The 25,933-nt window shown below is 70.0% G+C and carries 25 protein-coding genes, 1 tRNA gene and 1 pseudogene; 17 read left to right on the top strand and 10 right to left on the bottom strand.

Annotation, left to right across the window (positions count from 1 at the left end):
- Positions 1-59: 59 nt before the first annotated feature.
- Positions 60-2,807: a pyruvate dehydrogenase (acetyl-transferring), homodimeric type gene (gene aceE, locus ACY34K_RS23010; protein ID WP_462750081.1), complete on the bottom strand. Its 2,748-nt coding sequence runs from the start codon at positions 2,805-2,807 to the stop codon at positions 60-62.
- Between the two features lie 452 nt (positions 2,808-3,259).
- Between aceE and ACY34K_RS23005 the strand changes: the two genes are divergently transcribed.
- The 6 genes from ACY34K_RS23005 to ACY34K_RS22980 all read left to right on the top strand — a co-directional run bounded on the left by ACY34K_RS23005 (position 3,260) and on the right by ACY34K_RS22980 (position 7,839).
- Positions 3,260-3,700 (top strand): DUF3052 domain-containing protein, encoded by a 441-nt coding sequence (locus ACY34K_RS23005; RefSeq protein WP_462750079.1) that lies wholly within the window; start codon positions 3,260-3,262, stop codon positions 3,698-3,700.
- A gap of 104 nt (positions 3,701-3,804) precedes the next feature.
- Positions 3,805-4,272 carry a peroxiredoxin gene (locus ACY34K_RS23000; RefSeq protein WP_462750077.1) on the top strand — a complete coding sequence of 156 codons (468 nt, stop codon included), beginning with the start codon at positions 3,805-3,807 and terminating at the stop codon, positions 4,270-4,272.
- Positions 4,273-4,384: 112 nt separating this feature from the next.
- Entirely contained in the window at positions 4,385-4,960 is a 576-nt protein-coding gene (locus tag ACY34K_RS22995; protein ID WP_462750075.1) for a TerD family protein, read from the top strand.
- Between the two features lie 147 nt (positions 4,961-5,107).
- Positions 5,108-5,683: a TerD family protein gene (locus ACY34K_RS22990; protein ID WP_462750073.1), complete on the top strand. Its 576-nt coding sequence runs from the start codon at positions 5,108-5,110 to the stop codon at positions 5,681-5,683.
- 103 nt (positions 5,684-5,786) lie between these two features.
- Positions 5,787-6,935 (top strand): DUF475 domain-containing protein, encoded by a 1,149-nt coding sequence (locus ACY34K_RS22985; protein ID WP_462750071.1) that lies wholly within the window; start codon positions 5,787-5,789, stop codon positions 6,933-6,935.
- 163 nt (positions 6,936-7,098) lie between these two features.
- Entirely contained in the window at positions 7,099-7,839 is a 741-nt protein-coding gene (locus tag ACY34K_RS22980) for a TerD family protein (protein WP_462750069.1), read from the top strand.
- Between the two features lie 7 nt (positions 7,840-7,846).
- Here ACY34K_RS22980 and ACY34K_RS22975 read toward each other — a convergent pair whose 3' ends face one another.
- Positions 7,847-8,758 (bottom strand): TerD family protein, encoded by a 912-nt coding sequence (locus tag ACY34K_RS22975; RefSeq protein WP_462750067.1) that lies wholly within the window; start codon positions 8,756-8,758, stop codon positions 7,847-7,849.
- Between the two features lie 198 nt (positions 8,759-8,956).
- Here ACY34K_RS22975 and ACY34K_RS22970 point away from each other — a divergent pair, with 198 nt between their 5' ends.
- From ACY34K_RS22970 to ACY34K_RS22960, 3 genes are read left to right on the top strand one after another with little or no spacing between them, the layout of a single operon-like run.
- Positions 8,957-10,120: an HpcH/HpaI aldolase/citrate lyase family protein gene (locus ACY34K_RS22970; protein ID WP_462750065.1), complete on the top strand. Its 1,164-nt coding sequence runs from the start codon at positions 8,957-8,959 to the stop codon at positions 10,118-10,120.
- The gene (locus tag ACY34K_RS22965; protein ID WP_462750062.1) at positions 10,117-12,732 is read left to right on the top strand and encodes a phosphoribosyltransferase; all 2,616 of its coding nucleotides are present in this window, start codon (positions 10,117-10,119) and stop codon (positions 12,730-12,732) included. The genes ACY34K_RS22970 and ACY34K_RS22965 overlap by 4 nt, the downstream gene beginning before the upstream one ends.
- Positions 12,732-13,583 (top strand): HAD family hydrolase, encoded by an 852-nt coding sequence (locus ACY34K_RS22960; RefSeq protein ID WP_462750059.1) that lies wholly within the window; start codon positions 12,732-12,734, stop codon positions 13,581-13,583. Before ACY34K_RS22965 ends, ACY34K_RS22960 begins: the two co-directional genes overlap by 1 nt.
- Here ACY34K_RS22960 and ACY34K_RS22955 read toward each other — a convergent pair.
- Positions 13,552-14,163: a DedA family protein gene (locus ACY34K_RS22955; RefSeq protein WP_462750056.1), complete on the bottom strand. Its 612-nt coding sequence runs from the start codon at positions 14,161-14,163 to the stop codon at positions 13,552-13,554. The genes ACY34K_RS22960 and ACY34K_RS22955 overlap by 32 nt on opposite strands.
- 111 nt (positions 14,164-14,274) lie before the next feature.
- Here ACY34K_RS22955 and ACY34K_RS22950 point away from each other — a divergent pair, with 111 nt between their 5' ends.
- Entirely contained in the window at positions 14,275-15,414 is a 1,140-nt protein-coding gene (locus ACY34K_RS22950; RefSeq protein WP_462750053.1) for a sensor histidine kinase, read from the top strand.
- Entirely contained in the window at positions 15,405-16,064 is a 660-nt protein-coding gene (locus ACY34K_RS22945) for a response regulator transcription factor (protein WP_462750050.1), read from the top strand. Before ACY34K_RS22950 ends, ACY34K_RS22945 begins: the two co-directional genes overlap by 10 nt.
- 11 nt (positions 16,065-16,075) lie before the next feature.
- Here the strand turns inward: ACY34K_RS22945 and ACY34K_RS22940 are convergent, their stop codons facing one another.
- The 3 genes from ACY34K_RS22940 to ACY34K_RS22930 all read right to left on the bottom strand — a co-directional run bounded on the left by ACY34K_RS22940 (position 16,076) and on the right by ACY34K_RS22930 (position 18,500).
- Positions 16,076-16,291: an FmdB family zinc ribbon protein gene (locus ACY34K_RS22940; RefSeq protein ID WP_462750047.1), complete on the bottom strand. Its 216-nt coding sequence runs from the start codon at positions 16,289-16,291 to the stop codon at positions 16,076-16,078.
- A gap of 20 nt (positions 16,292-16,311) precedes the next feature.
- The gene (locus ACY34K_RS22935; protein ID WP_462750045.1) at positions 16,312-17,655 is read right to left on the bottom strand and encodes a hypothetical protein; all 1,344 of its coding nucleotides are present in this window, start codon (positions 17,653-17,655) and stop codon (positions 16,312-16,314) included.
- A 71-nt stretch (positions 17,656-17,726) separates the two neighbouring features.
- A complete protein-coding gene (locus tag ACY34K_RS22930; RefSeq protein ID WP_462750042.1) occupies positions 17,727-18,500 on the bottom strand; it encodes a DUF4097 family beta strand repeat-containing protein in 774 nt (257 codons plus the stop codon).
- Between the two features lie 225 nt (positions 18,501-18,725).
- On the opposite strand from ACY34K_RS22930, the gene ACY34K_RS22925 reads away from it, so the two are divergent.
- Positions 18,726-18,800: transfer RNA gene (locus ACY34K_RS22925), tRNA-Val, on the top strand.
- Between the two features lie 328 nt (positions 18,801-19,128).
- Here the strand turns inward: ACY34K_RS22925 and ACY34K_RS22920 are convergent.
- Entirely contained in the window at positions 19,129-19,404 is a 276-nt protein-coding gene (locus ACY34K_RS22920) for a hypothetical protein (RefSeq protein ID WP_462750039.1), read from the bottom strand.
- A gap of 758 nt (positions 19,405-20,162) precedes the next feature.
- Between ACY34K_RS22920 and ACY34K_RS22915 the strand changes: the two genes are divergently transcribed.
- Complete coding sequence (locus ACY34K_RS22915) at positions 20,163-20,450, top strand: DUF3303 family protein (protein WP_462750036.1); 288 nt, start codon at positions 20,163-20,165, stop codon at positions 20,448-20,450.
- Positions 20,451-20,643: 193 nt separating this feature from the next.
- Here ACY34K_RS22915 and ACY34K_RS22910 read toward each other — a convergent pair whose 3' ends face one another.
- Both ACY34K_RS22910 and ACY34K_RS22905 read right to left on the bottom strand, forming a co-directional pair.
- Entirely contained in the window at positions 20,644-21,147 is a 504-nt protein-coding gene (locus ACY34K_RS22910; protein WP_462750033.1) for a YfbM family protein, read from the bottom strand.
- Between the two features lie 192 nt (positions 21,148-21,339).
- Positions 21,340-22,530: a MalY/PatB family protein gene (locus ACY34K_RS22905; RefSeq protein WP_462750031.1), complete on the bottom strand. Its 1,191-nt coding sequence runs from the start codon at positions 22,528-22,530 to the stop codon at positions 21,340-21,342.
- A gap of 233 nt (positions 22,531-22,763) precedes the next feature.
- Between ACY34K_RS22905 and ACY34K_RS22900 the strand changes: the two are divergent.
- The 4 genes and pseudogenes from ACY34K_RS22900 to ACY34K_RS22885 all read left to right on the top strand — a co-directional run bounded on the left by ACY34K_RS22900 (position 22,764) and on the right by ACY34K_RS22885 (position 25,221).
- Positions 22,764-23,550, top strand: a pseudogene (locus tag ACY34K_RS22900) (ArsR/SmtB family transcription factor).
- A gap of 170 nt (positions 23,551-23,720) precedes the next feature.
- Positions 23,721-23,891, top strand: coding sequence for a hypothetical protein (locus tag ACY34K_RS22895; RefSeq protein ID WP_462750028.1), 171 nt, complete (start codon positions 23,721-23,723; stop codon positions 23,889-23,891).
- Between the two features lie 568 nt (positions 23,892-24,459).
- Complete coding sequence (locus ACY34K_RS22890) at positions 24,460-24,930, top strand: GNAT family N-acetyltransferase (protein ID WP_462750100.1); 471 nt, start codon at positions 24,460-24,462, stop codon at positions 24,928-24,930.
- Positions 24,931-24,975: 45 nt separating this feature from the next.
- Positions 24,976-25,221, top strand: coding sequence for a DUF2277 domain-containing protein (locus ACY34K_RS22885; RefSeq protein WP_462750025.1), 246 nt, complete (start codon positions 24,976-24,978; stop codon positions 25,219-25,221).
- On the opposite strand, the gene ACY34K_RS22880 is transcribed toward ACY34K_RS22885, so the two are convergent.
- Positions 25,187-25,768, bottom strand: coding sequence for a DedA family protein (locus ACY34K_RS22880; protein ID WP_462750022.1), 582 nt, complete (start codon positions 25,766-25,768; stop codon positions 25,187-25,189). The genes ACY34K_RS22885 and ACY34K_RS22880 overlap by 35 nt on opposite strands.
- Positions 25,769-25,933: the final 165 nt, after the last annotated feature.

The following is a 25,933-nucleotide window of genomic DNA, read 5'->3' as shown; positions in this document are numbered from 1 at the left end:
ACACCCGTGCGCCGGCCGCCGTCCGCGCGCGGACGGCGGCCGGGTCGTGTCCTGGGCCGCTAGGCGTCGCCGCCCGCGGCGCCCGGGTCGGCGGCCGCGACGTCCAGCAGCTGGTACCGGTCCACCGCCTGCTTCAGCACCGAACGGTCGACCTTGCCCTCGCGGGCCAGCTCGGTCAGCACCGCCAGCACGATCGACTGGGCGTCGATGTGGAAGTAGCGACGCGCCGCACCACGGGTGTCCGCGAAACCGAACCCGTCCGCACCCAGCGAGGTGTACGTACCGGGCACCCAGCGCGAGATCTGGTCCGGAACCGACCGCATCCAGTCGGAGACGGCCACGAACGGGCCCTCCGCGCCGGACAGCTTCTGCGTCACATAGGGAACCCGCTGCTCCTCCTCGGGGTGGAGCAGGTTGTGCCGGTCGACCTCGACGGCCTCGCGGCGCAGCTCGTTCCAGGACGTCGCCGACCAGACGTCGGCCCGCACGTTCCACTCCTCGGCGAGGATCCGCTGGGCCTCCAGCGCCCACGGCACGGCGACACCGGACGCCATGATCTGCGCCGGGATCCGGCCCGCCTCCCCGGTCTTGAAGCGGTACATGCCCTTGAGGATGCCGTCCACGTCGACGTCCGCCGGCTCGGCCGGGTGCTGGATCGGCTCGTTGTAGACGGTGAGGTAGTAGAAGACGTCCTCGCCGTGCGGGTGCTCGGCACTGGAGCCGTACATCCGGCGCAGACCGTCCTGGACGATGTGCGCGATCTCGAACCCGAAGGCCGGGTCGTACGAGACGCAGCCCGGGTTCGTCGACGCCAGCAGCTGCGAGTGGCCGTCGGCGTGCTGCAGACCCTCACCGGTCAGAGTCGTACGGCCGGCGGTCGCACCCAGGACGAAACCGCGCGCCAGCTGGTCGGCCATCTGCCAGAACTGGTCACCGGTCCGCTGGAAACCGAACATCGAGTAGAAGACGTACACCGGGATGAGCGGCTCGCCGTGCGTGGCGTACGCCGAGCCCGCCGCGATCAGCGAGGCCGTGCAGCCCGCCTCGGAGATGCCGTCGTGCAGCATCTGCCCGGTCGGCGACTCCTTGTAGGCGAGGAGCAGCTCGCGGTCCACGGCCTCGTACTGCTGGCCCAGCGGGTTGTAGATCTTGGCGCTCGGGAAGAACGAGTCCATACCGAAGGTGCGGTACTCGTCCGGAGCGATCAGCACGAAGCGCTTGCCGATCTCCTTGTCCCGCATCAGGTCCTTGAGCAGCCGCACGAACGCCATCGTCGTGGCGATCGACTGGTGGCCGGAGCCCTTCTTGACCGCGGCGTACGTCGTGTCCTCCGGCAGCGCCAGCGGCTTCGCGCGCACGACACGGGTCGGGACGTACCCGCCCAGCGCCTTGCGGCGGTCGTGCATGTACTGGATCTCCTCGGAGTCCCGGCCCGGGTGGTAGTAGGGCGGGGCGCCGTTCTCCAGCTGCTTGTCGGTGATCGGCAGGTGCAGCCGGTCCCGGAAGCGCTTCAGGTCGTCGACCGTCAGCTTCTTCATCTGGTGCGTGGCGTTGCGGCCCTCGAAGTTCGGACCCAGCGTCCAGCCCTTGACCGTCTGCGCCAGGATCACGGTCGGCTGGCCCTTGTGGGCCCGGGCCGCCGAGTACGCCGCGAAGATCTTCTTGTGGTCGTGACCGCCGCGCCCCAGGTGCAGGATCTGGTCGTCGGTCATGTTCTCGACCATGGCCCGCAGCCGGTGGTCGTCGCCGAAGAAGTGCTCACGAATGTACGCGCCGGTCTCCGTCGCGTACGTCTGGAACTGGCCGTCCGGCGTGGTGTTCAGCTTGTTGACCAGGATGCCGTCGCGGTCCTGTGCCAGCAGCGGGTCCCAGGAGCGGTCCCACACCAGCTTGATCACGTTCCAGCCGGCGCCGCGGAACTGCGACTCCAGCTCCTGGATGACCTTGCCGTTGCCGCGCACCGGGCCGTCCAGCCGCTGCAGGTTGCAGTTGACCACGAAGGTCAGGTTGTCCAGGCCCTCCCGGGCGGCGATCGAGAGCTGGCCGAGCGACTCCGGCTCGTCCATCTCGCCGTCGCCGAGGAACGCCCACACGTGCGACTTGGAGGTGTCCGCGATCCCGCGCGCCTCCATGTAGCGGTTCATGCGCGCCTGGTAGATGGCGCCGATCGGGCCGAGGCCCATGGAGACGGTCGGGAACTCCCAGAAGTCCGGCATCAGCCGGGGGTGCGGGTAGGACGACAGACCGTTCGGGAACTTCGACTTCTCCTGGCGGAAGGCGTCGAGCTGGGTCTCGCTCAGCCGGTCCAGCAGGAACGCGCGCGCGTAGACACCGGGGGAGGCGTGGCCCTGGAAGAAGATCTGGTCGCCGCCGTCGCCCTCGTCCTTGCCCCGGAAGAAGTGGTTGAAGCCCACGTCGTACAGGGAGGCGGAGGACGCGAAGGTGGCGATGTGGCCGCCCACGCCGATGCCGGGACGCTGCGCGCGCGACACCATCACCGCGGCGTTCCAGCGGGTGGCGTTCAGGACCTTCCGCTCGATCTCCTCGTTGCCGGGGAAGAACGGTTCGTCCTTGGTCGCGATGGTGTTCACGTAGTCCGTGCTGCGCATCTCGGGCACGGCCACGCGCTTCTCGCGGGCCCGCTCGATCAGTCGGAGCATCAGGTAGCGGGCCCGTTCACGGCCGCGCTCGTCGACGGCGGCGTCGAGCGAGTCCAGCCATTCCTGGGTCTCCTCGGGATCGAAATCCGGGACCTGGCTGGGCAGGCCGCCAATGATGATCGGGTTGCGATCGGATCCGGAAGCCACGCTGTTCCTTCTGTTCGGTGGTGCCTACGGGAGGGGCGTCGGGAGCGGTGCGGTCGCGCCGCCACCATCGTCTACCCCGGCGACGGAAACGTCATCTCTACCGAGGGGTAACCCTGAAGTGCGGCCGTCCCGCGGTGCCCCGGGGGTCCCGGTCGGGGTCAAATCGCAACCTTACGCCCAGTCCGGCCATGCGTTCCGTTCGGTCGTTCGCCGACCAGGGGCGCACAGATGGAGTAGATGCCCCTAAAGTGGGTCAAGAGTCGTGGTGCTCAGCACGTGCGAGGGCGGCAGGGTGACTGGAGTTGCGGCGAGACGGCCCCAAAAGTCACCGTTTCGGCGGTCTCGACGGCCGGGTACTTGCGCGATCCGCCCAGCACGTGTGGACTACGGCCAACGCCACGCGTACGCGCGCGGCCGAAGCACTTTCCGAAGACATGATCAGGAGGCAAGCCGTGAGCGCGACCGCGGACCACGCGGAGGAGCGGACCAACCCGGCGGCAAAGCTGGGGTTCGAGCCCGGACAGGTGGTCCAGGAGATCGGCTACGACGACGACGTCGAGCAGGAGCTCCGTGAGGCAATCGAGGCCGTCATCGGCCAGGAGCTCGTCGACGAGGACTACGACGACGTCGCCGACGTCGTGCTGCTGTGGTTCCGCGACGATGACGGAGACCTCACGGACGCACTGGTCGACGCCATCGGCCTGATCGACGAGGGCGGGGAGATCTGGCTCCTGACGCCGAAGACGGGCCGGGACGGTTACATCGAGCCCAGCGACATCAACGAGGCCGCCCAGACCGCGGGCCTCTCCCAGACCCGGAGCATCAACGCGGGCAAGGACTGGACCGGCAGCCGTCTGGTCACCCCGAAGGCGGCCAAGGCCGGCAAGCGCTGACCGCCCCCAGAACCCGACAGGGCCCCCGCCGATCAGGACGGCGGGGGCCTTGTGCGTAGGGTGGTTCCGCACCGAACCGGACCGACGAAGGGATGCGTGAGTCAATGGCGATCGAGGCGATCGAGGTCGGCACCAAGGCCCCGGACTTCGAGCTGAAGGACAACCACGGGCGCACCGTGCGCCTCGAGGACTTCCGCGGCCGCAAGAACGTGGTGCTGCTCTTCTACCCCTTCGCCTTCACGGGTGTCTGCACCGGCGAGCTGTGCGAGCTCCGCGACAACCTGCCGAAGTTCGTCAACGACGACACCCAGCTGCTGGCTGTCTCCGCCGACTCCATCCACACGCTGCGCGTCTTCGCCGAGCAGGAGGGCCTGGAGTACCCCCTGCTGTCCGACTTCTGGCCGCACGGCGAGGTCTCGCGCGCCTACGGCGTCTTCGACGAGGAGAAGGGCTGCGCCGTCCGCGGCACCTTCATCATCGACAAGGAGGGCGTCGTCCAGTGGACCGTCGTCAACGGTCTGCCGGACGCCCGTGACCTCAATGAGTACGCCAAGGCCCTCGACACCCTCTGATTCTTCGGGCGAAGAGCCTGCTCGCGACGGGAACCGGTCACTAGGATCCAGTCGTTGATCCGATGCCAACGAACGACGGGGGCGCTGCCCCTGGAAACCAATGGAGGGACTCGTGGGAGTCAGCCTCAGCAAGGGCGGCAACGTCTCGCTCACCAAGGAGGCCCCCGGCCTGACGGCAGTCACCGTCGGTCTGGGCTGGGACGTCCGCACCACCACCGGGACGGACTTCGACCTCGACGCCAGCGCCATCCTGGTCAGCGCCGAGGGCAAGGTCCGCAACGACCAGGACTTCGTGTTCTTCAACAACCTGAAGAGCGCCGACGGCTCGGTCGAGCACACCGGTGACAACCTCACCGGTGAGGGCGAGGGTGACGACGAGCAGGTCAAGGTCGACCTGGCCGGCGTTCCGGCGGACGTCGCGAAGATCGTCTTCCCGGTCTCCATCTACGACGCCGAGAACCGCCAGCAGTCCTTCGGTCAGGTCCGCAACGCGTTCATCCGCGTCGTGAACCAGGCCGGCGGCGCCGAGATCGCCCGGTACGACCTCTCGGAGGACGCCTCGACCGAGACCGCCATGGTCTTCGGCGAGCTGTACCGCCACGGCGCGGAGTGGAAGTTCCGTGCCGTCGGCCAGGGGTACGCCTCCGGTCTGCGCGGCATCGCGCAGGACTTCGGCGTCAACGTCTGAGCCTGCGGTCCGAACCGCCGCACAGCTCCGTCCGGCGCCGCACGCTTCCGTGCGGCGCCGGACGCGCCTTTCCGTACGCCTCGGACGTGCCTTCGGGCACGACCCGGGCGTGCGTTCAGTACATCTTCATGGGGAGGAACCACCGTCATGGGCGTCACGCTCGCCAAGGGAGGCAATGTCTCCCTCTCCAAGGCCGCACCCAATCTGACCCAGGTCCTCGTCGGACTGGGCTGGGACGCTCGCTCCACCACCGGAGCGCCCTTCGACCTCGACGCCAGCGCACTGCTCTGCGAGTCCGGCCGGGTCCTCGGCGACGAGTGGTTCATCTTCTACAACAACCTCACGAGCCCCGACGGGTCCGTGCAGCACACCGGCGACAACCTGACCGGTGAGGGGGACGGTGACGACGAGTCGCTGATCGTGGACCTGCCGAAGGTGCCGGCCCACTGCGACAAGATCATCTTCCCCGTCTCGATCCACGAGGCCGACAACCGCGGCCAGACGTTCGGCCAGGTGAGCAACGCCTTCATCCGCGTGGTCAACCAGGCCGACGGGCAGGAACTCGCCCGCTACGACCTCAGCGAGGACGCCTCCACCGAAACCGCGATGATCTTCGGCGAGCTGTACCGGTACGGCGGCGAATGGAAGTTCAGGGCGGTAGGCCAGGGGTACGCATCGGGGCTGAGGGGCATCGCTCTAGACTTCGGGGTCAATGTTTCCTAAAGCACGTCTCCGGGTTCGTTCAAAGCCCGGCGCGTGGGGCGGGGAACCTCTCCCCGGGGGCTGCTCCCGGGGGGACCTGCCAAAAAATACGATTGGGTAGCCAGTGGTTCTGAAAACGTTCGGCTGGTCGTTCGCAGTCACTGCGCTCGGCCTGGTCGCAGCGGTGCTCTACGGGGGGTGGACCGCCTTCGGTGTCGTGGCGATCCTGTCCGTCCTCGAGATCTCGCTGTCCTTCGACAACGCGGTGGTCAACGCCGGAATCCTGAAGAAGATGAATGCCTTCTGGCAGAAGATCTTCCTCACGATCGGCATCCTCATCGCCGTCTTCGGCATGCGACTGGTCTTCCCCGTCGTGATCGTGGCGGTCACCGCCAAGCTCGGTCCCATCGAGGCCGTCGAACTGGCCCTGACCGACGAGGACCAGTACAAGCAGCTCGTCACGGACGCCCACCCGTCCATCGCCGCCTTCGGCGGCATGTTCCTGCTGATGATCTTCCTCGACTTCATCTTCGAGGACCGGGACATCAAGTGGCTGGGCTGGCTGGAGCGTCCGCTCGCCAAGCTCGGCAAGATCGACATGCTGTCGGCCTGCATCGCGCTGATCGTCCTGCTCATCACCTCGATGACCTTCGCCGTCAACGCCCACCAGCACGGCGGCGCCCACGTCGACAAGTCCTCCACCGTGCTGATCTCCGGCATCGCCGGCCTCATCACCTACATGATCGTCGGCGGTCTCTCCAGCTTCTTCGAGAACAAGCTGGAGGAGGAAGAGGAGCGCGAGCACGAGGCCGAGGAAGAGGCCAAGCGCAAGGGCAAGCCGGTCTCCGCCGTCAAGCTCGCCGGCAAGGCCGCCTTCTTCATGTTCCTGTACCTCGAAGTGCTCGACGCGTCGTTCTCGTTCGACGGCGTCATCGGCGCCTTCGCCATCACCAGCGACATCGTCCTGATGGCCCTCGGCCTCGGTGTCGGCGCCATGTACGTCCGGTCGCTCACGGTCTACCTCGTCCGCCAGGGCACCCTCGACGACTACGTCTACCTGGAGCACGGCGCCCACTACGCCATCGGCGCCCTGGCCGTGATCCTCATGATCACCATCCAGTACGAGATCCACGAGGTCATCACCGGCTCCATCGGCGTCGCCCTGATCGCATGGTCCTTCTGGTCCTCCGTCCGCCGCAACCGCGCGCTGGCGGCCGCCGAAGGAAACTCCGGCGGCCCGGACGAGAAGGCCGAGGTCCCGTCCGGCGTCTGACGGACGCCGGCGCACCTCAGGGTGTGACGTCCGCCGGGGTGTGACGCCCCGGCGAACGAGGAACGCTTCCTTGCGGGGCGGCCGGGTGCTCCCGGCCGCCCCGCGACGTATGCCGCCGTATCACCGGCGTACTCACGAGGCACCGGACGACGAGGGGTGGGGCATGGCTTTCTGGGACAGCCTGTGGCGCGACAAGACGGCGCAGTTCGACTCGGGCAGCGCCTCGACCAACTCCATCGACCTCACCAAGCGGCGCCCGTCCGTATCGCTCACCAAACAGGGCGCGGCCACCGGCAATCTCCGCGTCAACCTCTCCTGGCGGATGCGCACCTCCGACATCGAGGGCCGGTCCAAGCAGAGCGGCCGGCTGCTGCGGCACCCCTTCCAGCTCTTCAAACCCGAAGTGGTCCAGGCCCACACCCAGGGCATGGTCAATGTCGACCTCGACATCGGCTGCCTCTACGAGATGGCCGACGGCAGCAAGGGCGTCGTGCAGCCACTGGGCAGCTTCTTCGGTGACCTCAACACCCCGCCGTATGTGAAACTCAGTGGCGACGACCGGTTCGGCGCCCCCTCCGGCGAGACGATCTTCGTCAACCTCGATCACCGCGACGCGATCAAACGGCTGCTGTTCTTCGTCTACATCTACGACCAGACCCCGGCCTTCGACCGCACGCACGCCAAGATGACGCTCTACCCGAGCAACGGTCCGCGCATCGAGATCGAGCTCGACGAACGGGCCCCCCAGGCCCGCTCCTGCGCCGTGTTCATGCTGGAGAACGACAAGGGCGAACTCACCGTCCGCCGCGAGGTCAGATTCGTGTACGGCTTTCAGGCCGAACTGGACCGCCTCTACGGCTGGGGCCTGCAGTGGGGGCGGGGCTTCAAGGCCGGCAAGGTCTGAGCCCGTGTCACGCCCGTACGAACTGCGGGCCCATCGGCGGAAGCCGGAAGTTCGGATCCGGCGCCGGCGCGGCGGCCGCGGCCGGCTGCGGATAACCGTAGGCGGGCTGTGCCGCACCAGGATGCGCCGAAACGGGCTGGGGCGAAGCCGGCTGGGGGTAGCCGTACGAAGGCTGTGCCGCACCGGGCTGCGGATAGCCGTACCCGGGAGCGCCGGCCGGCGGCGCGCTGGGCATGGGGGGTGCGGGCACATATGCCGTCGGAGCGTCTGCCGTGCCCGGCGCGGGCGCCTGGGCCGGCTCCCCCGACTGCGGCTGGGCGGACTGGGGCTCGGACTGCGGCTCCGAGCCGGCGGCCGGCTGCTCCTCCTCGGCCTCGGCCTCGTCCACGGAGATGCCGAACGCCGTCGCCAGACCGATCAGCCCCGTCGGATAGCCCTGCCCGACCGCCCGGAACTTCCAGGCCTCCCCACGCCGGTACAGCTCGCCGCAGATGATCGCCGTCTCCTCACCGGTCTCCGCCTTCACCTCGAAGACGGCCAGCGGCTCCGACGCCGCCGCACCGGCGTCGTACAGCAGGATCCGCAGATCCCGGACGTGCTCGAAGGTGTCCCCGTCCGAGGAGGCCGCCAGCACGACCTGGTCCACCGACGCGTCGAGCGCCGCCAGATCCGCCTCGACCGTGTCGGTGAGCCCCTCCGGCAGCCGCTTCTTCGACAGCCGCCGCACCAGCCCCGACGGATGACGCGGTTGGTTGTAGAAGACGAAGTCCTCGTCGGAACGCACCCGTCCGTCCGGGCCCAGCAACAGAGCCGAAGCATCCACGTCGGGGACCCCCGGGCCGGGGGTCCAGCACAGGACGGCCCGTACGGCCGCGGCGTCGAGCGGGACGTTGGAGCCCTTCAGCATGGCGTGCGTCATGCCCGTCATCCTGCCTGCCCGGCCGTCCGCCGGACAACGCGGGGCCCGATCCGGCCTCCCCCGCCGAGGCCGGGGCACGGACGAGAAGCAGACGAGTTACCTGAAGTTCATGCCTGTAGGGAACCCGCGACACCGGTACCTACGTACTATTACCGGCCACATGTCATCAGGGCCATCGCCGCAGTACGGGGGATATTAATGCGTCATTTCGGGCACATCGCGCCCGCTACCCGAGCCGGGCTGTTCCACCGGGAACCTGTCGAGTTCACCGCGGACTCCCCGGCCCGGGTGCTGGCGGCCGCCCTCGGCGCCACGCTGTACAGCCCCGCCACCCGGCCCCGGCTCGCCGACGACGTGATGAAGCAGGTGGGCCGCGGCGTCGTGTCGATGGTGCTGTGCCTGGAGGACTCCATAGACGACGCCGAGGTCGGAGCCGCCGAGGAGAACCTGGTCCGGCAGTTCGCCGACCTGGACGGACGCGACGGCGAACCGCCCCTGCTGTTCATCCGCGTCCGTGAACCCGGCCAGATACCCGACCTGGTCCGGCGGCTCGGCCGGTCCGCCCGACTGCTGTCCGGATTCGTACTGCCGAAGTTCACCGAAGAGCGCGGCGGACCCTTCCTGGAAGCACTCACCATGGCCGAGAACAGCATGGGCCGACGCCTGTTCGCCATGCCCGTCCTGGAGTCGCCGGAACTGCTCCACCTGGAGACCCGCGGCGAAACGCTCGCCGGTATCGCCCACACCGTCGACAAATACCGGGACCGGGTCCTCGCGCTCCGCCTCGGTGTCACCGACTTCTGCTCCGCGTACGGGCTGCGCCGCTCACCCGACATGACTGCGTACGACGTACAGATCGTCGCCAACGTCATCGGCGACGTTGTCAATGTCCTCGGCCGCTCCGACGGCACCGGCTTCACCATCACCGGCCCCGTCTGGGAGTACTTCCGTCTCCAGGAACGCATTTTCAAGCCGCAGCTGCGCCGCAGTCCCTTCATGGAGCAGCGTGCCGACGAACTGCGCACCGCGCTGATCGAACACGACCTGGACGGACTGCTGCGGGAGATCGAGCTCGACCGGGCCAACGGCCTTCTCGGCAAGACCTGCATCCACCCCTCGCACGTCCTGCCCGTGCACGCCCTCTCCGTCGTCAGCCACGAGGAGTTCAGCGACGCACAGGACATCGTGCAGCCCGAGCGGGGCGGCGGCGGAGTCCTTCGCTCCACGTATACGAACAAGATGAACGAAGTGAAGCCGCACCGCGCCTGGGCCGAGCGGACCCTCCAGCGCGCCGAGGTCTTCGGCGTCGCCAAGGAGGACGTCGGCTTCGTGGAGCTGCTCACCGCAGGGCTCGCCGGATGACCGGCGCCCGTACGACGATGGAGAACGAGAACGTGGTGTGGACGGGAACCTGGGTCGCTGAGCGCCTCGGCGTCGAACTGACCGGCGACGAGGCTCTGCCCGGCCTGCTCGGACTCGCCCTGCGCCGCAACCCCAAACGCGCCCACCTGCTCGTGTCCAACGTCCTCGGCAAGCACGTCCCCCAGAGCCCCGCCGTCGTCTGGCGGTCCGGATACGACCTCGGCGTCCGCGTCCGGGAACTGCTCGGCGCCGACGCCGATCGCTCCGTCGTCCTCGGCTACGCGGAGACCGCCACCGGCCTCGGCCACTCCGTCGCCGACGGACTCGGCACCGCCCCGTACCTGCACTCCACCCGCCGGCCCGTCCCGGGCGTCGCCCAGGCCGGCGGCTTCGAGGAATCCCACTCGCACCACACCTCCCATCTGCTGCTCCCGGAAGACCCCGACCTGCTGGCGGGCCCCGGGCCGCTGGTCCTGGTCGACGACGAGTTCTCCACCGGCAACACCGTCCTCAACACGATCCGCGCCCTCCACGAGCGCTACCCGCGCGAGCGGTATGTGGTCGTCGCCCTCGTCGACATGCGGTCGGCCGAGGACCGAGGACGGCTCGCCGACTTCGCGGTGGAGATCGGCGCCCGGGTCGACCTGGTGACCCTCGCCGCGGGCACCGTACGGCTTCCCGACGGCGTGCTCGCCAAGGGACAGGCGCTCGTCGCCGCACACGAAACCGCTTCCGCCGCGCCGCGGCCGGCATCGGCGCCGGCCACCGCAGCGCCGGCGGGCGACGGCGCGCCGGCCGCGCACCGGGTGGACCTCGGCTGGCCGGCCGGCGTCCCCGACGGCGGCCGCCACGGCTTCACCCCCGCCCACCGCGCCCTCCTCGACGCCGCCCTCCCCGCCATGGCCGCCCGCCTCGCCGAAGCCCTCGGCCTGCCCGCCACGGACACACCCACCCGGGACACGTCCGCCCAGGACACATCCGAGCCCCGCGGGTCCGGCCGGAACGACGCACGCCCCGACGCCGGGGACCGGCCCGCGACCGAGCCCCGGCACGACAGCCGGCCGCGTGTGCTGGTGCTCGGCTCCGAAGAGCTGATGTACGCGCCGCTCGCCCTCGGCGTCGCCCTGGAACAGCGGATCGACGCCGACGTGCGCTACTCGACCACCACCCGCTCGCCCGTCCTCGCCGTGGACGACCCCGGATACGCGATACGCACCCGGCTCGTCTTCCCCGCCCACGACGCCCCCGCCGACGGCCCCGGCGACCGGTACGCCTACAACGTCGCGGGAGCCGGCTTCGACGCCGTCGTCGCCATCGTCGACTCCACCGCCGACACCCCCGCCCTGCACGCCCCCGACGGCCTGCTGGCACAGCTCGCCACGCACATCCCGCGCGTCGTGCTCGCCGTCGTGCCCTCCCACGTCCCCTCCCCGCCCCCGTCGCATCCAGCCCAGGTCTCCGAAAGGGCCCCCATGCTGCCCGAGCCCCTCCGTGGCCCCGCCTTCTCCTCCTACGCGCCCGAAGAGGTCGGCTGGCTGCTGCAGGACCTCTCGGACGTCGAGCTGGAGGCGCCCACCGAGGAGCGTGAGGAGGCGATCCAGAGCGGCGGCGCCCACTACGCCGAATCACTGCCCGTCGAATACCAGCCCAGCGCCCAGTACCAGCAGCTCTATCAGGCCGCGCTCACCGCCTCCGCCGCCCGGATCGCCCGCGCGGTCGGTACCGTCACCGAAACCGTCCTCGCCGAGCGGTCCGCCCGCCCCGTCCTCGTCTCCCTCGCCCGGGCCGGCACCCCCGTCGGTGTACTGATGCGCCGCTGGGCCCGGCGCCGCCACGGCCTCGACCTCCCGCACTACGCCGTGTCCATCGTGCGCGGCCGCGGCATCGACGCCAACGCCCTGCGCTGGCTCGCCGCCCACCACGACCCCGGCGACATCGTGTTCGTCGACGGCTGGACCGGCAAGGGCGCCATCACCCGCGAACTGGCCGCCGCGCTCGCCGACTTCCCCGGCTTCGACCCGGAGATCGCCGTACTCGCCGACCCCGGTTCCTGCGTCCGCACCTACGGCACCCGCGAGGACTTCCTCATCCCCTCCGCCTGCCTCAACTCCACCGTGTCCGGACTCATATCGCGCACCGTCCTCCGCGCCGACCTCGTCGGCCCCCACGACTTCCACGGCGCCAAGTACTACCGGGACCTCGCGGCCGCCGACGTCTCCAACACCTTCCTGGACACCGTCGCCGCCCACTTCGACGAAGTCACCGACACCGTCGACGCCGAGGTCAAGGAACTGCTCTCCACGGACCGTTCCCCCACCTGGGAAGGATGGGCCGCCGTCGAGCGGATCAGCGACGAACACGGCATCCACGACGTCAACCTCGTCAAGCCCGGCGTCGGCGAGACCACCCGCGTCCTCCTGCGCCGCGTCCCCTGGAAGATCCTCGCCCAGCGCGGAGCCGGCACCGACCTCGACCACGTACGGCTGCTCGCCGAACAGCGAGGCGTACCCGTCGAGGAAGTGGACGACCTGCCCTACACCTGTGTGGGACTCATCCACCCCAAGTACACCCGAGGCGCCACCGGCGCCGACGGCAAGGCGGTGAACCACTGATGAGCACCCCCACCGCCCCCGGCACCACCCCCAGGCCGACCGCGCTCATCGCCAGCGACCTCGACCGCACCCTCATCTATTCGCCCGCCGCGCTCGGCCTCACCATGCCGGACGCCGAGGCACCCCGTCTGCTCTGCGTCGAGGTGTACCAGCACAAGCCGCTCTCCTACATCACGGAGACCGCGGCCGCGCTGCTGACCGAACTGCCGCGCCACGCCGTCTTCGTGCCCACCACGACCCGCACCCGCGAGCAGTACCAGCGCATCCGGCTCCCCGGCCTCCCGGCCCACTACGCGATCTGCGCCAACGGCGGGCACATCCTCGTCGACGGCGTCTCCGACCCCGACTGGCAGCGGACCGTCGCCACCCGGCTCGCCGACGAGTGCGCCACCCTCGACGAGGTCCGCTCCCACCTGCTCGCCGCCGCCGACCCGGCCTGGCTCCTCAAGGAACGAGTCGCCGAGGACCTCTTCGCCTATCTCGTCGTCGAGCGCGCCCTGCTGCCGGAAGGCTGGGTGAAGGAGCTCTCCGAGTGGGCCGAGACCCGCGGCTGGACGGTCTCCCTCCAGGGCCGCAAGGTCTATGCCGTGCCCCGCCCCCTCACCAAGAGCGCCGCGGCCCGCGAAGTGGCCCGCCGCACGGGGGTGGAACAGGTGCTGGCCGCCGGGGACTCGCTCCTCGACGCCGACCTGCTCCTGGCCGCCGACCGCGCCTGGCGCCCCGGCCACGGCGAACTCGCCGAGACCGGCTGGAGCGCCCGCCACGTCGACCTGGTCGCGGAGCGAGGCGTGGTCGCCGGCGAAGAGATCCTTCGCCGCTTCAGCTCCGCCGTACACCCGATCCCGGCTTGAGCAGCCGTACCCCGACGAACGCCACCACCGCGCCCACGGCCACCACGAGCACCACCTTCGAATACATCGACACATAGCGGGTGACCTCCTCCCAGTTGTCGCCGAGGGCGTACCCGGCGAGGACGAAGACGGTGTTCCATATCGCGCTGCCGACCGTCGTCAGCGCGAGGAACACCGGCAGCGGCATGCGCTCGATCCCGGCCGGGACGGATATCAGGGAACGGAAGATCGGCACCATCCGCCCGAAGAACACCGCCTTCGTGCCGTGCCGGGCGAACCAGGCCTCCGTCCGCTCGATGTCGGAGACCTTCACCAGCGGCAGCTTCGACGCCATGGCGATCGTCCGCTCCCGGCCCAGCAGCGCCCCCACCCCGTACAGCGCGAGCGCGCCCACGACCGAGCCGGCCGTCGTCCACAGCAGTGCGGCGAACAGGTCCATGCGCCCGGTCGCGGAGGCGAACCCCGCCAACGGCAGGATCACCTCGCTCGGCAGAGGCGGAAAGAGATTCTCGAGGGCGATGGCGATCCCGGCACCGGGCGCGCCGAGGGCGTCCATGAGGCTGTTGATCCAGCGTTCCATGGCTTTCACGTTAGAAATCCGTGCCTGAAAGCACCCTGAAGGCCGCCGCAGATCTCTCCTGCGGTTTTCCGCAATGTGCCGGACCGGCCCGCTTGGCTAGCGTGGCGGATCATGAAAGCACTGGCCGTGCGCTGGGTCCGACAGGCGGTGGGACTCGCGCTGGGCTCCCTCACCGCCTTCGCCGAGCTGACTCTCGCCCTTGTCGCGGGCGTCGCCCTGCTGCTCGTCCTCGCGTGGCCGCGCGGCCGCCGCGCCGCGGTGCGCCCCCTGGCGCCCGTCGCCCGGCGGCTGGCCCGCTGGGAGCGACGCAGACTCGCCCGCTTCTTCGGCGCGCGCATATCCGACGTGTACGACGACGGCCGCGCCCTCGCTTACATCGCCGCCCGCGCACCCCTCGGCCTGCTCGGCGGAGTGGTGCTCGGCTGTGTGGTTCTGGGCATCGCATACAGCACCTTCATCCTCTACGCCTGGCTGATCACCGACATCCGGTACTTCGGCATGGTCGCCGTGAGCAGCCTCGCCGGGCTGTTCCTGCTCTTTCTCTCCGCCCAGGGAGTCTTCGGAGTCGCCGCGCTCGAAGGGCACCTGGCCCGGCACTTCCTCGGGCCCAGCGTCCAGGACGAGCTGGAGCGGCGTATCGAGCAGCTCGCCGCCAGCCGCGCCGAGGTCATGGACGTCGTCCACGACGAGCGCCGCCGCATCGAGCGGGACCTCCACGACGGGGTGCAGCAGCGGCTCGTGGCGCTCGGCATGCTGCTGGGCCGGGCCAGACGCAGCCGCGATCCCGGGCGCGCCGGCGAGCTTCTGCTCCAGGCACACGAGGAGAGCCGCCGGGCCCTGGCCGAACTGCGCGAGGTCGCCTGGCGCGTATACCCGACGGTGCTGGACGAGGCGGGGCTCAGAGCAGCCCTGGAGACGGTCGCCGAGCGCAGCCCGCTGCCCGTCACCCTCGGGTACGAAGTCGGACGGCAGCTGCCCCAGCAGCTGGAGACAGCGGCGTACTTCGTGGTCTCGGAGGCCGTGACCAATGTCGTCAAGCACGCGGGAGCGACCCGTATAGAGGTACAACTGGCCTGCAGCGAGGAGGAGCTGACGGTGAGTGTGAAGGACGACGGCAGCGGGGGCGCCGACCACACCGGTGGCGGACTGACCGGTCTCGCCAAGCGGGTGGCGGCCCTGGACGGCCGCTTCACGGTGGACAGTCCGGCCGGCGGACCCACGGTGATCACGGCGGTGCTGCCGTGCGAGTGATCCTCGCGGAGGACTCCACCCTCCTGCGTGAAGGACTGATCAGGCTTCTCGCGGAGGAGGGCCACGAGGTGCTGGCCGCCGTCGGCGACGCCGAGCAACTCCTCACGGCCGTGGAGGCACAACAGCCGGACGTGGTCGTCGCCGATGTACGGATGCCGCCGACCCACACCGACGAGGGCCTGCGAGCGGCCCTGAAGATACGGGACCGGTGGCCGGCCGTCGGCGTGCTGGTCCTGTCCCAGTACGTGGAGAAGCGGTACGCCACCGAGCTGCTCACCTTCAACGGCTCGGCCCGCGAGTCCGAAGGCGTGGGCTACCTGCTCAAGGACCGGGTGGCGCAGGTCGACGAGTTCCTCGACGCGCTGGAAAGGGTGGGAGCCGGCCGGGCGGCCTTCGACCCGGAAGTCGTACGCCGGCTCCTTGTCCGCACCACCCACACCGACCCGTTGTCCCGGCTGACCGGCCGCGAGCGTGAAGTGCTCGCGGAAATGGCGCAGGGCCACACCAACGCGGCGATCGCCGCCCGGCTGTACATCTCACAGAGCGCCGTCGAAAAACACATCAACGCGATCTTCGACAAGCTGGAGCTGACCGGGACGACGGGCTACAGCCGCCGCGTGCTGGCCGTGCTGCGCTACCTCGGGTCGTGAGCGTAGGGCCCCTAGCCGCAGCAGCCGCCACCGCAGCAGCCGCCACCCCCGCCACCGCTGGGGGCCGGGGAGGCCTTCGCCGTACCGCCGACGGCCACGGCGGACAGCAGCTTGACCGTGTCGTCGTGCCCGGCCGGGCAGGCGGCGGGGGCGGACGACTCGGCCATGGGACGGTTCAGCTCGAAGGTGTCGCCGCAGGTGCGGCAGCGGTATTCATAACGAGGCATGGCCCCAGAGTAAACGCGGGTCAGGCGTGGTGGCTCCGCTGCTCCCGGATCAGTTCGACGACCCGGGATGCCGTGGCGCGTACGGCCTCCAGCTCGGTCAGGAAGTGCCAGTAGTCGGGGTGGCGGCCCTCCAGCCCTTCGACGGCCCGGTCCAGACGTGCCACCGCGTCGTCGAGAGGCCGGGCGTGACGCGGATCGGGGGTGTTGCGGCCCGCCATGGCAAGGCGCTGCGCGTCGCGGATCGCGAACCGGCTGCGCTCGATCTCCTGCTTGGGATCCTTGGCAACGGCGTTCAGCCGCTGGAGACGGTCCCCGGCGGCGGAGACAGCTTCGTCGGCGCTGTTCAGCAGCGCCCGCGCGGTGGCGAGGAGAGCCGTCGCATCGGCCCAACGCTGGTCGTCACGGGCGCCGCCGGCCTCCCTCAGCTTCTCCTCGGCCTGGCGGACGTTCTTCGCGGCCTGCTCGGGCACCGGCTGGAGGTCCTGCCAGCAGGCGGCGCTGAAGCGGCGGCGCAGCTCGCTGAGGACCGGCTCGACCGCGGCGGCCCGGTGAGTGAGCGCCTCGGCCCGGGTGCGCAGGGACACCAGCCGCTTGTCGGTCTCGCTGGCCCGTTGCGGCAACCGCTCGGCCTCGGCCCGGACGGCCTCCGCGTCACGCAGGACACGATCAGCGCGCTGAAGCGTATCGGCGACGCCGTGCTGCCCGGCGCCCTGATTGAGCTTGGTCAGCTCCGGGCCGAGTGCGGCGAGCCGGGCAGCGAGATCATCGGCTCGCAGGCCGGCGCTCCGTACCGTGTCGAGAGCGTTGCTCGCGGAAAGGAGCGCTGCTCTCGCCCGCTCGACGGCGGGTGCCAGACGCGCCAGCTGCGTCTCGGCCTTGTCGAGCAGCGGGGCGAGCCCTTGCTCGAACCGGTCGAGCTCACCCTTGACCCGGACGAGTTCGTCCTTGGCGCGGTTCAGCTCGCCCTGGGCACGCGAGGCGACGGCGGCATCGAGATCGTCCCGGTCCAGGTCATAGGCGTCGACGGCGGTGATGTACGCATGACTCACCTCGTCGATCCGCCGCCCCAGTGCGGCGAAGTCGTCCATCACCCGACGCGCGCCCGGCGACCCGTCCACGGCGGTGATCGTCTCGATCGAGATCCGCAGATCCCGCTGGGCGGTGTCCAACTCGTAGAAGGCCGCCGCGGCGGCGTCCTTCGCGGCCTGAGCTTCGGCACGGCGGCTGTCACCGCGCCCACCGAACCAGCGCCGCGTACCGCCCCCCGCGAAGGCACCAGGCAGCGCGGCGACGACCAGCGGCACCGGCAACAGCATCAGCGCGAGCAGATCCTTCACGTACCGCCGCGCGTGTGTCGCCGTCACATCCCGCTCCCGTGCCGTGTCCGCCCTGCCGGTTCATTCTCCCACCAGGTAAGGACGAACACACGAGCCAGTTAGTTCGCCGTTCGCAGCGTCACTTGCCCGTTGTCACTGCGCGCCGTGACCACATGGGCGCTGCTGTCGTCGGTCGGGATGCCCACCTTGACCTCGCCGTTCTTGCTCTGCGTCCGCACGGCGTAGGCGGTCTTCCCAGCCGGCAGTTCGACAGTGATCGCGCCGTTGTCGCTCACCGTCTCCACCCGGTCCGGCACCGCCCCGAGCGCCACCCGCACCTGCCCGTTGTCGGACCGCGCCACCACCCGCCTGGACGTCGACTCCTCGACGAGGACCTCTCCGTTGTTGCTCCGCAGCTCCAGGGGCCCGGTGGCGTTGCGCACGGTCACCCTGCCGTTGTCCGACGCCAGCTTCAGCGCCGAGGTGAAGCCGTCGGCGGTCACGGCCCCGTTGTCGTCCTCCACGGTGACGGCGACCTCGCGCGGCACCTTCACCTCGTGCCGCGCGGCGCAGTCGCTCGCCACCGCGTCGCAGTCCAGCCGGAGCGTGAGCTTCCCGCCCTCCATCTTCCACACGGCCGACGGCCCGTCCCCCATGAACACCCACCCGTCGACCTGCCGGGTCACCTGGACGTCCTTGATGTCGGCCGGCACCAGGACAAGATCCGAGTTGTCGGAGTCGATCGTCAGCGTCTTCCCGCTGAACGCGAACGCCTTCCTCTCCACCGGCGCCCCTTCCACATCGGTGCTGCCGCACCCCGTGACGGCAAGAGCGACGAACACGGCGCCGCCGACGACACCGACGGTGCGTATGCGAGTGCGCTGACCGGCCACGGCGAAACCCCCAGGTAGCTGTGCTTGTGATCCTTTACGTTACGGATCCGCAGGCCCGACCACGATGCGGCTCCCCACCCTCCTGGGGTGGGGATAACCCCAGGCCACCGCCCCGGCCCTGGCTCCCGGCTCCATGTCCGCCCCCACCCCAGCGGCCCCGCCGGAGCCGGGGAACGGGTTTGCAGGATGCACCGGGGAGGCATGTACGCTGTTGCCTCACTCCACGGGTGCGTAGCTCAGGGGTAGAGCGCTGCTCTTACAAAGCAGATGTCGGCGGTTCGAAACCGTCCGCGCCCACCAGCGAGAAGACCCCCAGCCGATCACGGCTGGGGGTCTTTGACATCCGGATCCGACATCAACAGAGGCGGTCCGGCATCAACAGAGGCGGTCCGGCACGGCCGGTCCGCCTCTGGAGCAGCCGGTCCAGGTGGCTTACTGCCTCACGCTGCGTGTGGCCGCACGAAGCCCGGCAACAGGTGGGCGAAGGTGTAGGTCAGCCGGAATCCGCCGTACGGGACCTTCCGAACCGGTGATGTACAGCAGCTAGGTGCGGCAGCCACCGCGCCCGCAACCCCGCTACCACCCTCGACAGGCCGACGGTGCCCCCGCAGGCCACCACGGGTTCGGCCTATGTCGCCCAGATGTCAAAGATTCCCAACTCTTTCCCGATGAAGAGCGCTGCCGAAGTAGCAATCAGCAGGAAAATACCGATGCTGCCGAGCACGTAGGGTGCCACTGGCGTCGCTTTCGGGAAGTGGCCGTCGGCTCGGCGCCTGCGTGCAAGAGCGAAGCGCCGGACGAATAGAGTGGCACTTACCACGAGCAGGAGGGCGCCGACAATCTGCAGGGCCCTCAAGCCGAATTCAAGGAGGAAAAGGACCAAGTACGAGAGCAGTACCCCCACGACTACCCTCACTTACTCAGATATCGGCATTATTCGGAATCCGGTCGGCTTTCATTGCCGTCGGCTGCGGCCACGTGCAAGGCGGACGATAGGATCACGGCCTTGACTGCGTCAAACCCGCGCGTGAACGCGTGCCTGACATGTGTCCGACCGGTTGGTAAGTCACGGTTCATCTACCTCCCCCGTCCATGACCGGCAACCGCGACAAGCACCTCACGCAGGTCAAAGGTACTTACCCCACCAGAGACCTTCTGATCCGTAGCCAAGAATGGATCGGTCATCCAGAGTCAATACGGCCACTGTCGACTTCATAGCGGACGGGTCGTCTGCTGACATCCACGTCTGACATACGGCGCCGGGGGCGTGAATGAGCGTCCTTGTCCGGCAGCTGTGCCGGAGGGTAGGACCGCCGTCACCGGCTCCCAGCCGTATGCACAAAGGCAGATGTCGGCGGTACGAAACCGTTCGCGCCCACTTGATCGGCAGCGGGAATGCCTCCCCCGGCAGGAACCACGACGGCATGTGTGTCAGCCCGGCGGGGCGGCCTTCGCCGTCGAGCCATGCCCGCGCCCCGGCCGGGTCCGCTTCGTCGGCCTTGCGGCTGTCCGTGCGGCACAACGCCATCCTCCCTGCCGTCACGTAGGGCGTAGAAGATGTTGCCCATGGTGATCGAATGAGGTGAAGCTGAGCGGGATGCACCGGATTTCAGCGAGCGCGGACGGAACTGCGCAGGTCGCGGTGCGCGAGGAGAGCGTGCGATGCGGATGATGATGAAGGCCCGCATGGACACCCAGATGTCGAATCGGGCGACGAAGGGCGGAGCGATGCCCGAGTCACTGAAGTCGGCCATCGAGCAACTGAAGCCCGAGGCCGCCTACTTCACCCCTGAGGGCGGGCGCACCATGTTTCTCGTGTTCGACATGAAGGACAGCTCGCAGTTGCCTTCCATCGCCGATCCGTTCTTCCAGGAGATGGGCGCGGAGGTCACGTTCGAGCCGGTCATGAACCTCGACGACTTGCAGCGGGGCCTTGCTGCTCTGCGGTAGCGGTCCAGCTCGACGGGCGTATGCCGATCGGCGGAAACACTTCAGCAGCCTGCCCGCCCCATCGGCGCCACGCCCGGTGGGGCAGCTCGATCGGCCTCTCCCCGTCGCGCGTTTCGGCCGGGCCTTTGCCGAGCGGTTCTGCGGAGAGGTTCGGAGGCCGCGCCCGCTCCTGACGTCACGCCGGGGCCTCCCGTCAGTCCAGCCAGATGATGACCGCGTGTCCGTCCCGGGCCGCCGCCGTGAAGTACTCGGTCAAACCGGAGAACCAGTCCCTGCCCCACTCCAGGGCGGCGTCGTCGTCCCAGCCCAGCGGGTAGACGTCCGCCGCGAGCAGTTCCTGCGGGTCGACGCCGTTGAGGAGTCGGTCGTACGTCAGGCGGCTCAGGGCCTCGGCGCCGAGGCGGACGCGGTCCGCGGGGAGGTAGCGGGGCGGACCGTACCCCCAGTCCTCGGCCTCGCCGAGCGGTTCCTCGCCGTGGATGACGTCTACGGGGAAGCCGGAGCGCCGTAGCAGGAAGGCGAGGAGATCCCACGCCTTGTAGGTGGAGAAGTGACGGGTCCCGGCCGGTGGAGGCTCGGTCGGCGAGTCCTCGGCGTCAAGGGATTCCTCGATGAAGCCGAGCGCCCAGTCCGGGTCTTGGAGGGCGTGCTCCAGCTCGGGGGCTGTGACGCGGAAGTATTCTCCGATCATGCTCATGGTCCGGATGCTAGGCGGGACCACTGACATCGCCCGTGCGCCCGACCGCCGGCTCCCCTCGCTGGCATGACGTGCTCGATGTCAACGAGGGTCGACAGTGGCACTCTCCGGGGGTGTGGCACGACCGTGGTGTGCGGTCCGCAGGGTTCCGGGCGTTCAGCCCAGGGCCGAGGTTCGGCTCAGGGCCGAGGTTCAGCTCAGGGCCGAGGCCATGCGGTGCACCGCCTCCGTGAGGAGTTCCGGGGAGGTCGCGAGGTTCAGGCGGACGAAGCCCGCGCCGCCGGTGCCGAAGTCGGGGCCGGAGGTGAGGGCGACCCGGCCTCGGGCGAGGAACGTCGCTGCCGGGTCGTCGCCGAGGTCGAGGCTCCGGCAGTCGAGCCAGGCCAAGTACGTGGCTTGCGGGGGCTCGTAGCGGACGGCGGGCAGGTGCTCGGACAGGAGGTCGGCGAGGAGTCGGCGGTTCTCGTCGAGGGCGGGGAGCAGGGCGTCGAGCCAGGGCCCGCCTTCGCGGAGGGCGGCGGTGTGGGCGATGACGCCGAGGTGGCTGGGGCCGTGGCTGATCTCTTCGGGGAGGCGGGCGAAGTCCGCTGCTGCCCCGGTGCCGGCTGTCGCGACGGCGGCCTTGATGCCCGCGAGGTTCCAGGCCTTCGACGCGGACATCAGCGAGAAGCCGTCCTCGCCGCCGGGCACGCTGAGGTACGGGACGAAGGTCGCGCCGGGGAGGGTGAGCGGGGCGTGGATCTCGTCGGCCACGACCCGGATGCCGTGGGTGCGCGCCAGGGCTGCGACACGGGTCAGTTCGTCGGCGGTGTGCAGGGTGCCGGTGGGGTTGTGGGGGCTGCACAGCAGGTACGCCGGCCGTCGGCCGCCCGTGGCGGCGCGCCGGAACGCGTCCTCCAGCGCGGCGAAGTCGATCCGGCCGTCCTTGCCGAGCGGCGCTTCGACGACGGGGCGGCCCATGTTCCGTACGAACGCGTAGAACGGGGGGTAGACCGGGCAGTTGACGACGACGGGGGCGCCCGGGTCCGAGATCAGCTTCAGCACCTCGACGATGCCGAGCATGACGTCGGGCACGATGGCCGTCCGCTCCACGGCCAGTCCGTCCCAGTTCCACCGGGTGCGGGCGAACTCCGCCAGGGCCTCGGCGTACGCCGTGCCGACGGGGTAGCCGGTGTCGCCGAGGTCCAGCGCGTCGTGCACGGCCCGCGCGACCGGCTCGGCCAGCGGGGCGTCCATCTCGGCCACCCAGAGCGGGAGGACGTCGTCCGGGTACTTGCGCCACTTCACGCTCGTGCGCCGGCGCAATTGGTCGAGGGAGAGTCGGCGCAAGGGGTTGGTGTCGTCGGGGGCAGAGGCGCGTGCGTCGCGCGACAGGCTGTCCATAAAACTGAACATAGGACCAGTGCGGCGGTCGGTCGATCACTTTCCGGACGGCGTGCGGGCGGCGTGCGGAGCGCACGTGGGGTGCGCATGTCGCGCGCGTGTACCGCATACGGGGCCGTGCGGGGCGCCTGGCGGATGCCGTGCCGGCCGTGGCGACGTACGCGCTTGACCTGCAACCTTTTTGGCTGCCTATGGTTTTAGGCAGCCAAAAGGCTGCATGTGGGAGGTCGGGGATGGACGAGGTGTTCAAGGCCCTGGCGGATCCCGGCCGGCGCCGGCTGCTGGACAGCCTGAACGCCCGCAACGGCCAGAGTCTGCGTGAGCTCTGCTCCGGGCTCGACATGGCGCGCCAGTCCGTCAGCAGCACCTGGCGCTGCTGGAGGCGGCCAACCTGGTCACCACCGTGCGACGCGGGCGGGAGAAGCTGCACTACCTGAACGCCGAGCCGATCAACGCCGTCGCCGACCGCTGGATGAGCCGGTACGACCGCGAGCGGGCGCACGCGCTCGCCGATCTGAAGCACGCCCTGGAGGGGCCGACCATGGCCACCGACGCCTTCGTCTGCACCACCTACATCAAGACCACCCCCGAGAAACTCTGGCAGGGGCTGACCGACCCCGCCTTCACCCGCCGCTACTGGGGTGTCGCCTTCGAGACCGACTGGGCCCCCGGTCGCCGATGATCTGGGAGGAACGGGGGGCCCGGACCGACGACCCCGAGCAGGTCGTCCTGGAGTCCGACGCCTGCCGCCGGCTCTCCTACACCTGGCACACCTTCACGCCCGCCTGGGCCGAGGCGGCCGGGGTGGGCGAGGGCGTCCGCGCCGACATCGCCCGTGAGCGCCGGTCGAAGGTGACCTTCGAGATCGAGCCGACCGGCGAGATGGTCAAACTCACCGTGGTCCACGACGGGTTCGAGCCCGGCAGCACCGTCCTGGAGATGATCCACGAGGGCTGGCCCGCGCTCCTGTCCAGCCTCAAGACGCTCCTGGAAACCGGTGAAGCCCTGCCCGGGGCGTGAGCGGGCGGCACCGCTCGGCGCCGGTCCGCGCCCGTCGCGCGGCCGGGCCTCGCTCCGCGCATGCGACGGAGCGCGCCTTCGTGGGCCCGCTCTGCGCCCTGCCCGGGTGGGCCGGTGGGCGGCGAACCTGCTGTGCGCAGGACCAAGCCCATTGAGAAAGAGAGGGCGACATGGCTCGTACGCAGTCCAAGTGCGGAGCACCCACCAAGCACGGCGGCCGTTGCCGACGGCTCGCGATGGTCGGGGCCTCGCGGTGCAATCTGCACCGTGGCGACTGGGCCACCTACACCATCGACCGGCTCAGGGAGAGGCAGAAGGACCGCAAGCGGCCCGCGCGCTGACCGTCCGCGCAGGCCGGGACCAGGCAGAGCAGGGACAGGGCCAGGCAGGGACCAGGCAGGGAACCGGCAGGACCAGGCAGGGCAGGACAAGGCAACCAGGGACGGGGCGGACAGAGCAGGGACAAGGGGGGACGGGGGGCCTCGAAGGCGTGGGAGCCGCCGAGGTGGGGGTACGCGGCCCCAGCGTCAGAGAGAGCAGTGGGGCAAGGGTGTGAGTGCGCAAGGGCGCACGGGGGCGCAGTGGCGCAGGGGCAGAGGTGAGCGGTCTGGGGCTCCAAGGGGTCCGAGTGTCTGAGGTCCGGGAACAGGGGTGGGGGACGTGCGCAGGGGGCCGAACGGGGGCGGCGGAGGCCGTGGAAGCGGGCCTGGGGGAAGGGGGCCGGGGCGGGCGTCGGGGGGCGCCCGCCCCGGGCGGCGACGCGGCACGAAATGCGGATGCGGGTCCGAGCGGCGCCTGCGTAGGGTGCGCCGCGTGACGTCGCCGCATCCACCGCACCCGCCGCACTCGCCCCACCCGTCGCGACGACCGCGACCACCGCACTCTTCGCGCTCACCACGCCTCGAAGGAATCACTCCGGAGAACGTTCTCGACGCCTGCCGGCTCGAGGTACGGGCCGACCAGGCGCACCTCGTCGCTCCTGTCGCGCGCTCGCTGGCCGAGGCGTACGCGCAGCCCGAGACGGCGTGGCCGCGCCTGATCTTCGACGGTGACGAACTCGTCGGCTTCGTCATGGGCTTCTTCGGCGTCCACTTCTACCCGGACGACCCGGCCGACACCGCCCTCCGCTCCGGGATCTGGCGGCTGAACATCTCCGCGGACCACCAGGGCCGCGGATACGGCCGCTTCGCCGTGGAGGCCGTGTGCGAGGAGATCCGCAGACGTGGTGGCACGCGGGCGACCGTGACCTGGAAGCCGGGGGAGGGCGGGCCCGGGAAGTTCTACCTCGGCCTCGGTTTCCGGCTCACGGGCGAGAAGAGTGAGGACGAGGTGGTGGGCGAAATGGACCTGGCGCAGACCGCTCCCGCGGGCGGGCGCTGAACGCGGCGACTGCCGGGGGCCCGGCCGGCGCGCCACACTGGAGGCATGTGCCGCAGCATCAAGACCCTCCGCCCGCCCGTCCTCCCCACGGAAGCCACCGAGGAGGACATCCGCGCAGCCGCCTTGCAGTACGTGCGCAAGGTCTCCGGCTTCCGGGCACCCGCCGCCCACAACCGGGAAGTCTTCGAGCGGGCGGTGGACGAGATCGCCGAGGCGACCGGCAGACTGCTCGACGGGCTCGAAGTGCGGGGTGCGGCTAGGAAGCCGATGCCGGAGACGGACGTCGTATGACGTAGGCCGCGAGGGTGCCGGCCAGGAACAGCGCGAGCACCGACACCGCCGCGCTGAACCAGGTCGCGCCGAGCCACTGGCCGCCGAAGTAGCCGAGGCCCACGCTGTAGGCCGCCCATGCCACGCCCGCCACGGCCGACCACGGCACGAACTCCTTTGCCCGGCGGCGGGCCGCCCCCGCGCCCAGGGACACGACCGAGCGGCCTGCCGGGGCGAATCGGGCGATGACGACGAGCAGGCCGCCGCCGCGGCTCAGCGCGGTGCCGAGACGTTCCTGCGCCGTGGTGAGCCGGCGCGAGCGGGCGATGGCCCGGTCCAGGCGCGCGCCTCCTCGCCAGGCCAGGCGGTAGGCCACGAGATCTCCGAGCACCGAGGCGGCGGCCGCGCAGAGCATCAGCGCGAGGAGCGAGCCGCTGCTGCCGGTCGCGGCGGCCGTCGCCGCCGTGATGACCAGGACGCCGCTCGGCAGGACGGGCAGGAAGACGTCGAGGAGGACGGAAGCGGCGACAGCCGCGTAGATCCATGGGCTGCCGGCCAGCTCGAGCACGTTGACTCCCCGGTTCACGAACCAGCGCCGCGATGTCGCGGGGAGCGGCAGGGGCGGCATGACAGCCATAGAGAGTACGCCGGGTCGGCGGTCCGTTGATCCCCGGGTTGTCTTCGGCAGGTGAGGTGGAGCCGAGGGCGGGGCGACCGGGAGCCGGGTTCCGGC

The sequence above is a fragment of the Streptomyces sp. STAM6 genome, assembly GCF_054963715.1.
Note: the sequence above shows the minus strand (reverse complement) of the source record. Positions and strands in the feature narration are given on the sequence as shown.

Excerpts from the sequence above, each read along its gene's own strand:
- ACY34K_RS23000 (WP_462750077.1), top strand. The coding sequence starts at position 3,805 with ATGGCGATCGAGGCGATCGAGGTCGGCACCAAGGCCCCGGACTTCGAG.
- ACY34K_RS22990 (WP_462750073.1), top strand. The coding sequence starts at position 5,108 with ATGGGCGTCACGCTCGCCAAGGGAGGCAATGTCTCCCTCTCCAAGGCC.
- ACY34K_RS22980 (WP_462750069.1), top strand. The coding sequence starts at position 7,099 with ATGGCTTTCTGGGACAGCCTGTGGCGCGACAAGACGGCGCAGTTCGAC.
- ACY34K_RS22975 (WP_462750067.1), bottom strand. The coding sequence starts at position 8,758 with ATGACGCACGCCATGCTGAAGGGCTCCAACGTCCCGCTCGACGCCGCG.
- ACY34K_RS22970 (WP_462750065.1), top strand. The coding sequence starts at position 8,957 with ATGCGTCATTTCGGGCACATCGCGCCCGCTACCCGAGCCGGGCTGTTC.
- ACY34K_RS22965 (WP_462750062.1), top strand. The coding sequence starts at position 10,117 with ATGACCGGCGCCCGTACGACGATGGAGAACGAGAACGTGGTGTGGACG.
- ACY34K_RS22960 (WP_462750059.1), top strand. The coding sequence starts at position 12,732 with ATGAGCACCCCCACCGCCCCCGGCACCACCCCCAGGCCGACCGCGCTC.
- ACY34K_RS22955 (WP_462750056.1), bottom strand. The coding sequence starts at position 14,163 with ATGGAACGCTGGATCAACAGCCTCATGGACGCCCTCGGCGCGCCCGGT.
- ACY34K_RS22950 (WP_462750053.1), top strand. The coding sequence starts at position 14,275 with ATGAAAGCACTGGCCGTGCGCTGGGTCCGACAGGCGGTGGGACTCGCG.
- ACY34K_RS22940 (WP_462750047.1), bottom strand. The coding sequence starts at position 16,291 with ATGCCTCGTTATGAATACCGCTGCCGCACCTGCGGCGACACCTTCGAG.
- ACY34K_RS22915 (WP_462750036.1), top strand. The coding sequence starts at position 20,163 with ATGCGGATGATGATGAAGGCCCGCATGGACACCCAGATGTCGAATCGG.
- ACY34K_RS22910 (WP_462750033.1), bottom strand. The coding sequence starts at position 21,147 with ATGAGCATGATCGGAGAATACTTCCGCGTCACAGCCCCCGAGCTGGAG.
- ACY34K_RS22905 (WP_462750031.1), bottom strand. The coding sequence starts at position 22,530 with ATGGACAGCCTGTCGCGCGACGCACGCGCCTCTGCCCCCGACGACACC.
- ACY34K_RS22895 (WP_462750028.1), top strand. The coding sequence starts at position 23,721 with ATGGCTCGTACGCAGTCCAAGTGCGGAGCACCCACCAAGCACGGCGGC.
- ACY34K_RS22885 (WP_462750025.1), top strand. The coding sequence starts at position 24,976 with ATGTGCCGCAGCATCAAGACCCTCCGCCCGCCCGTCCTCCCCACGGAA.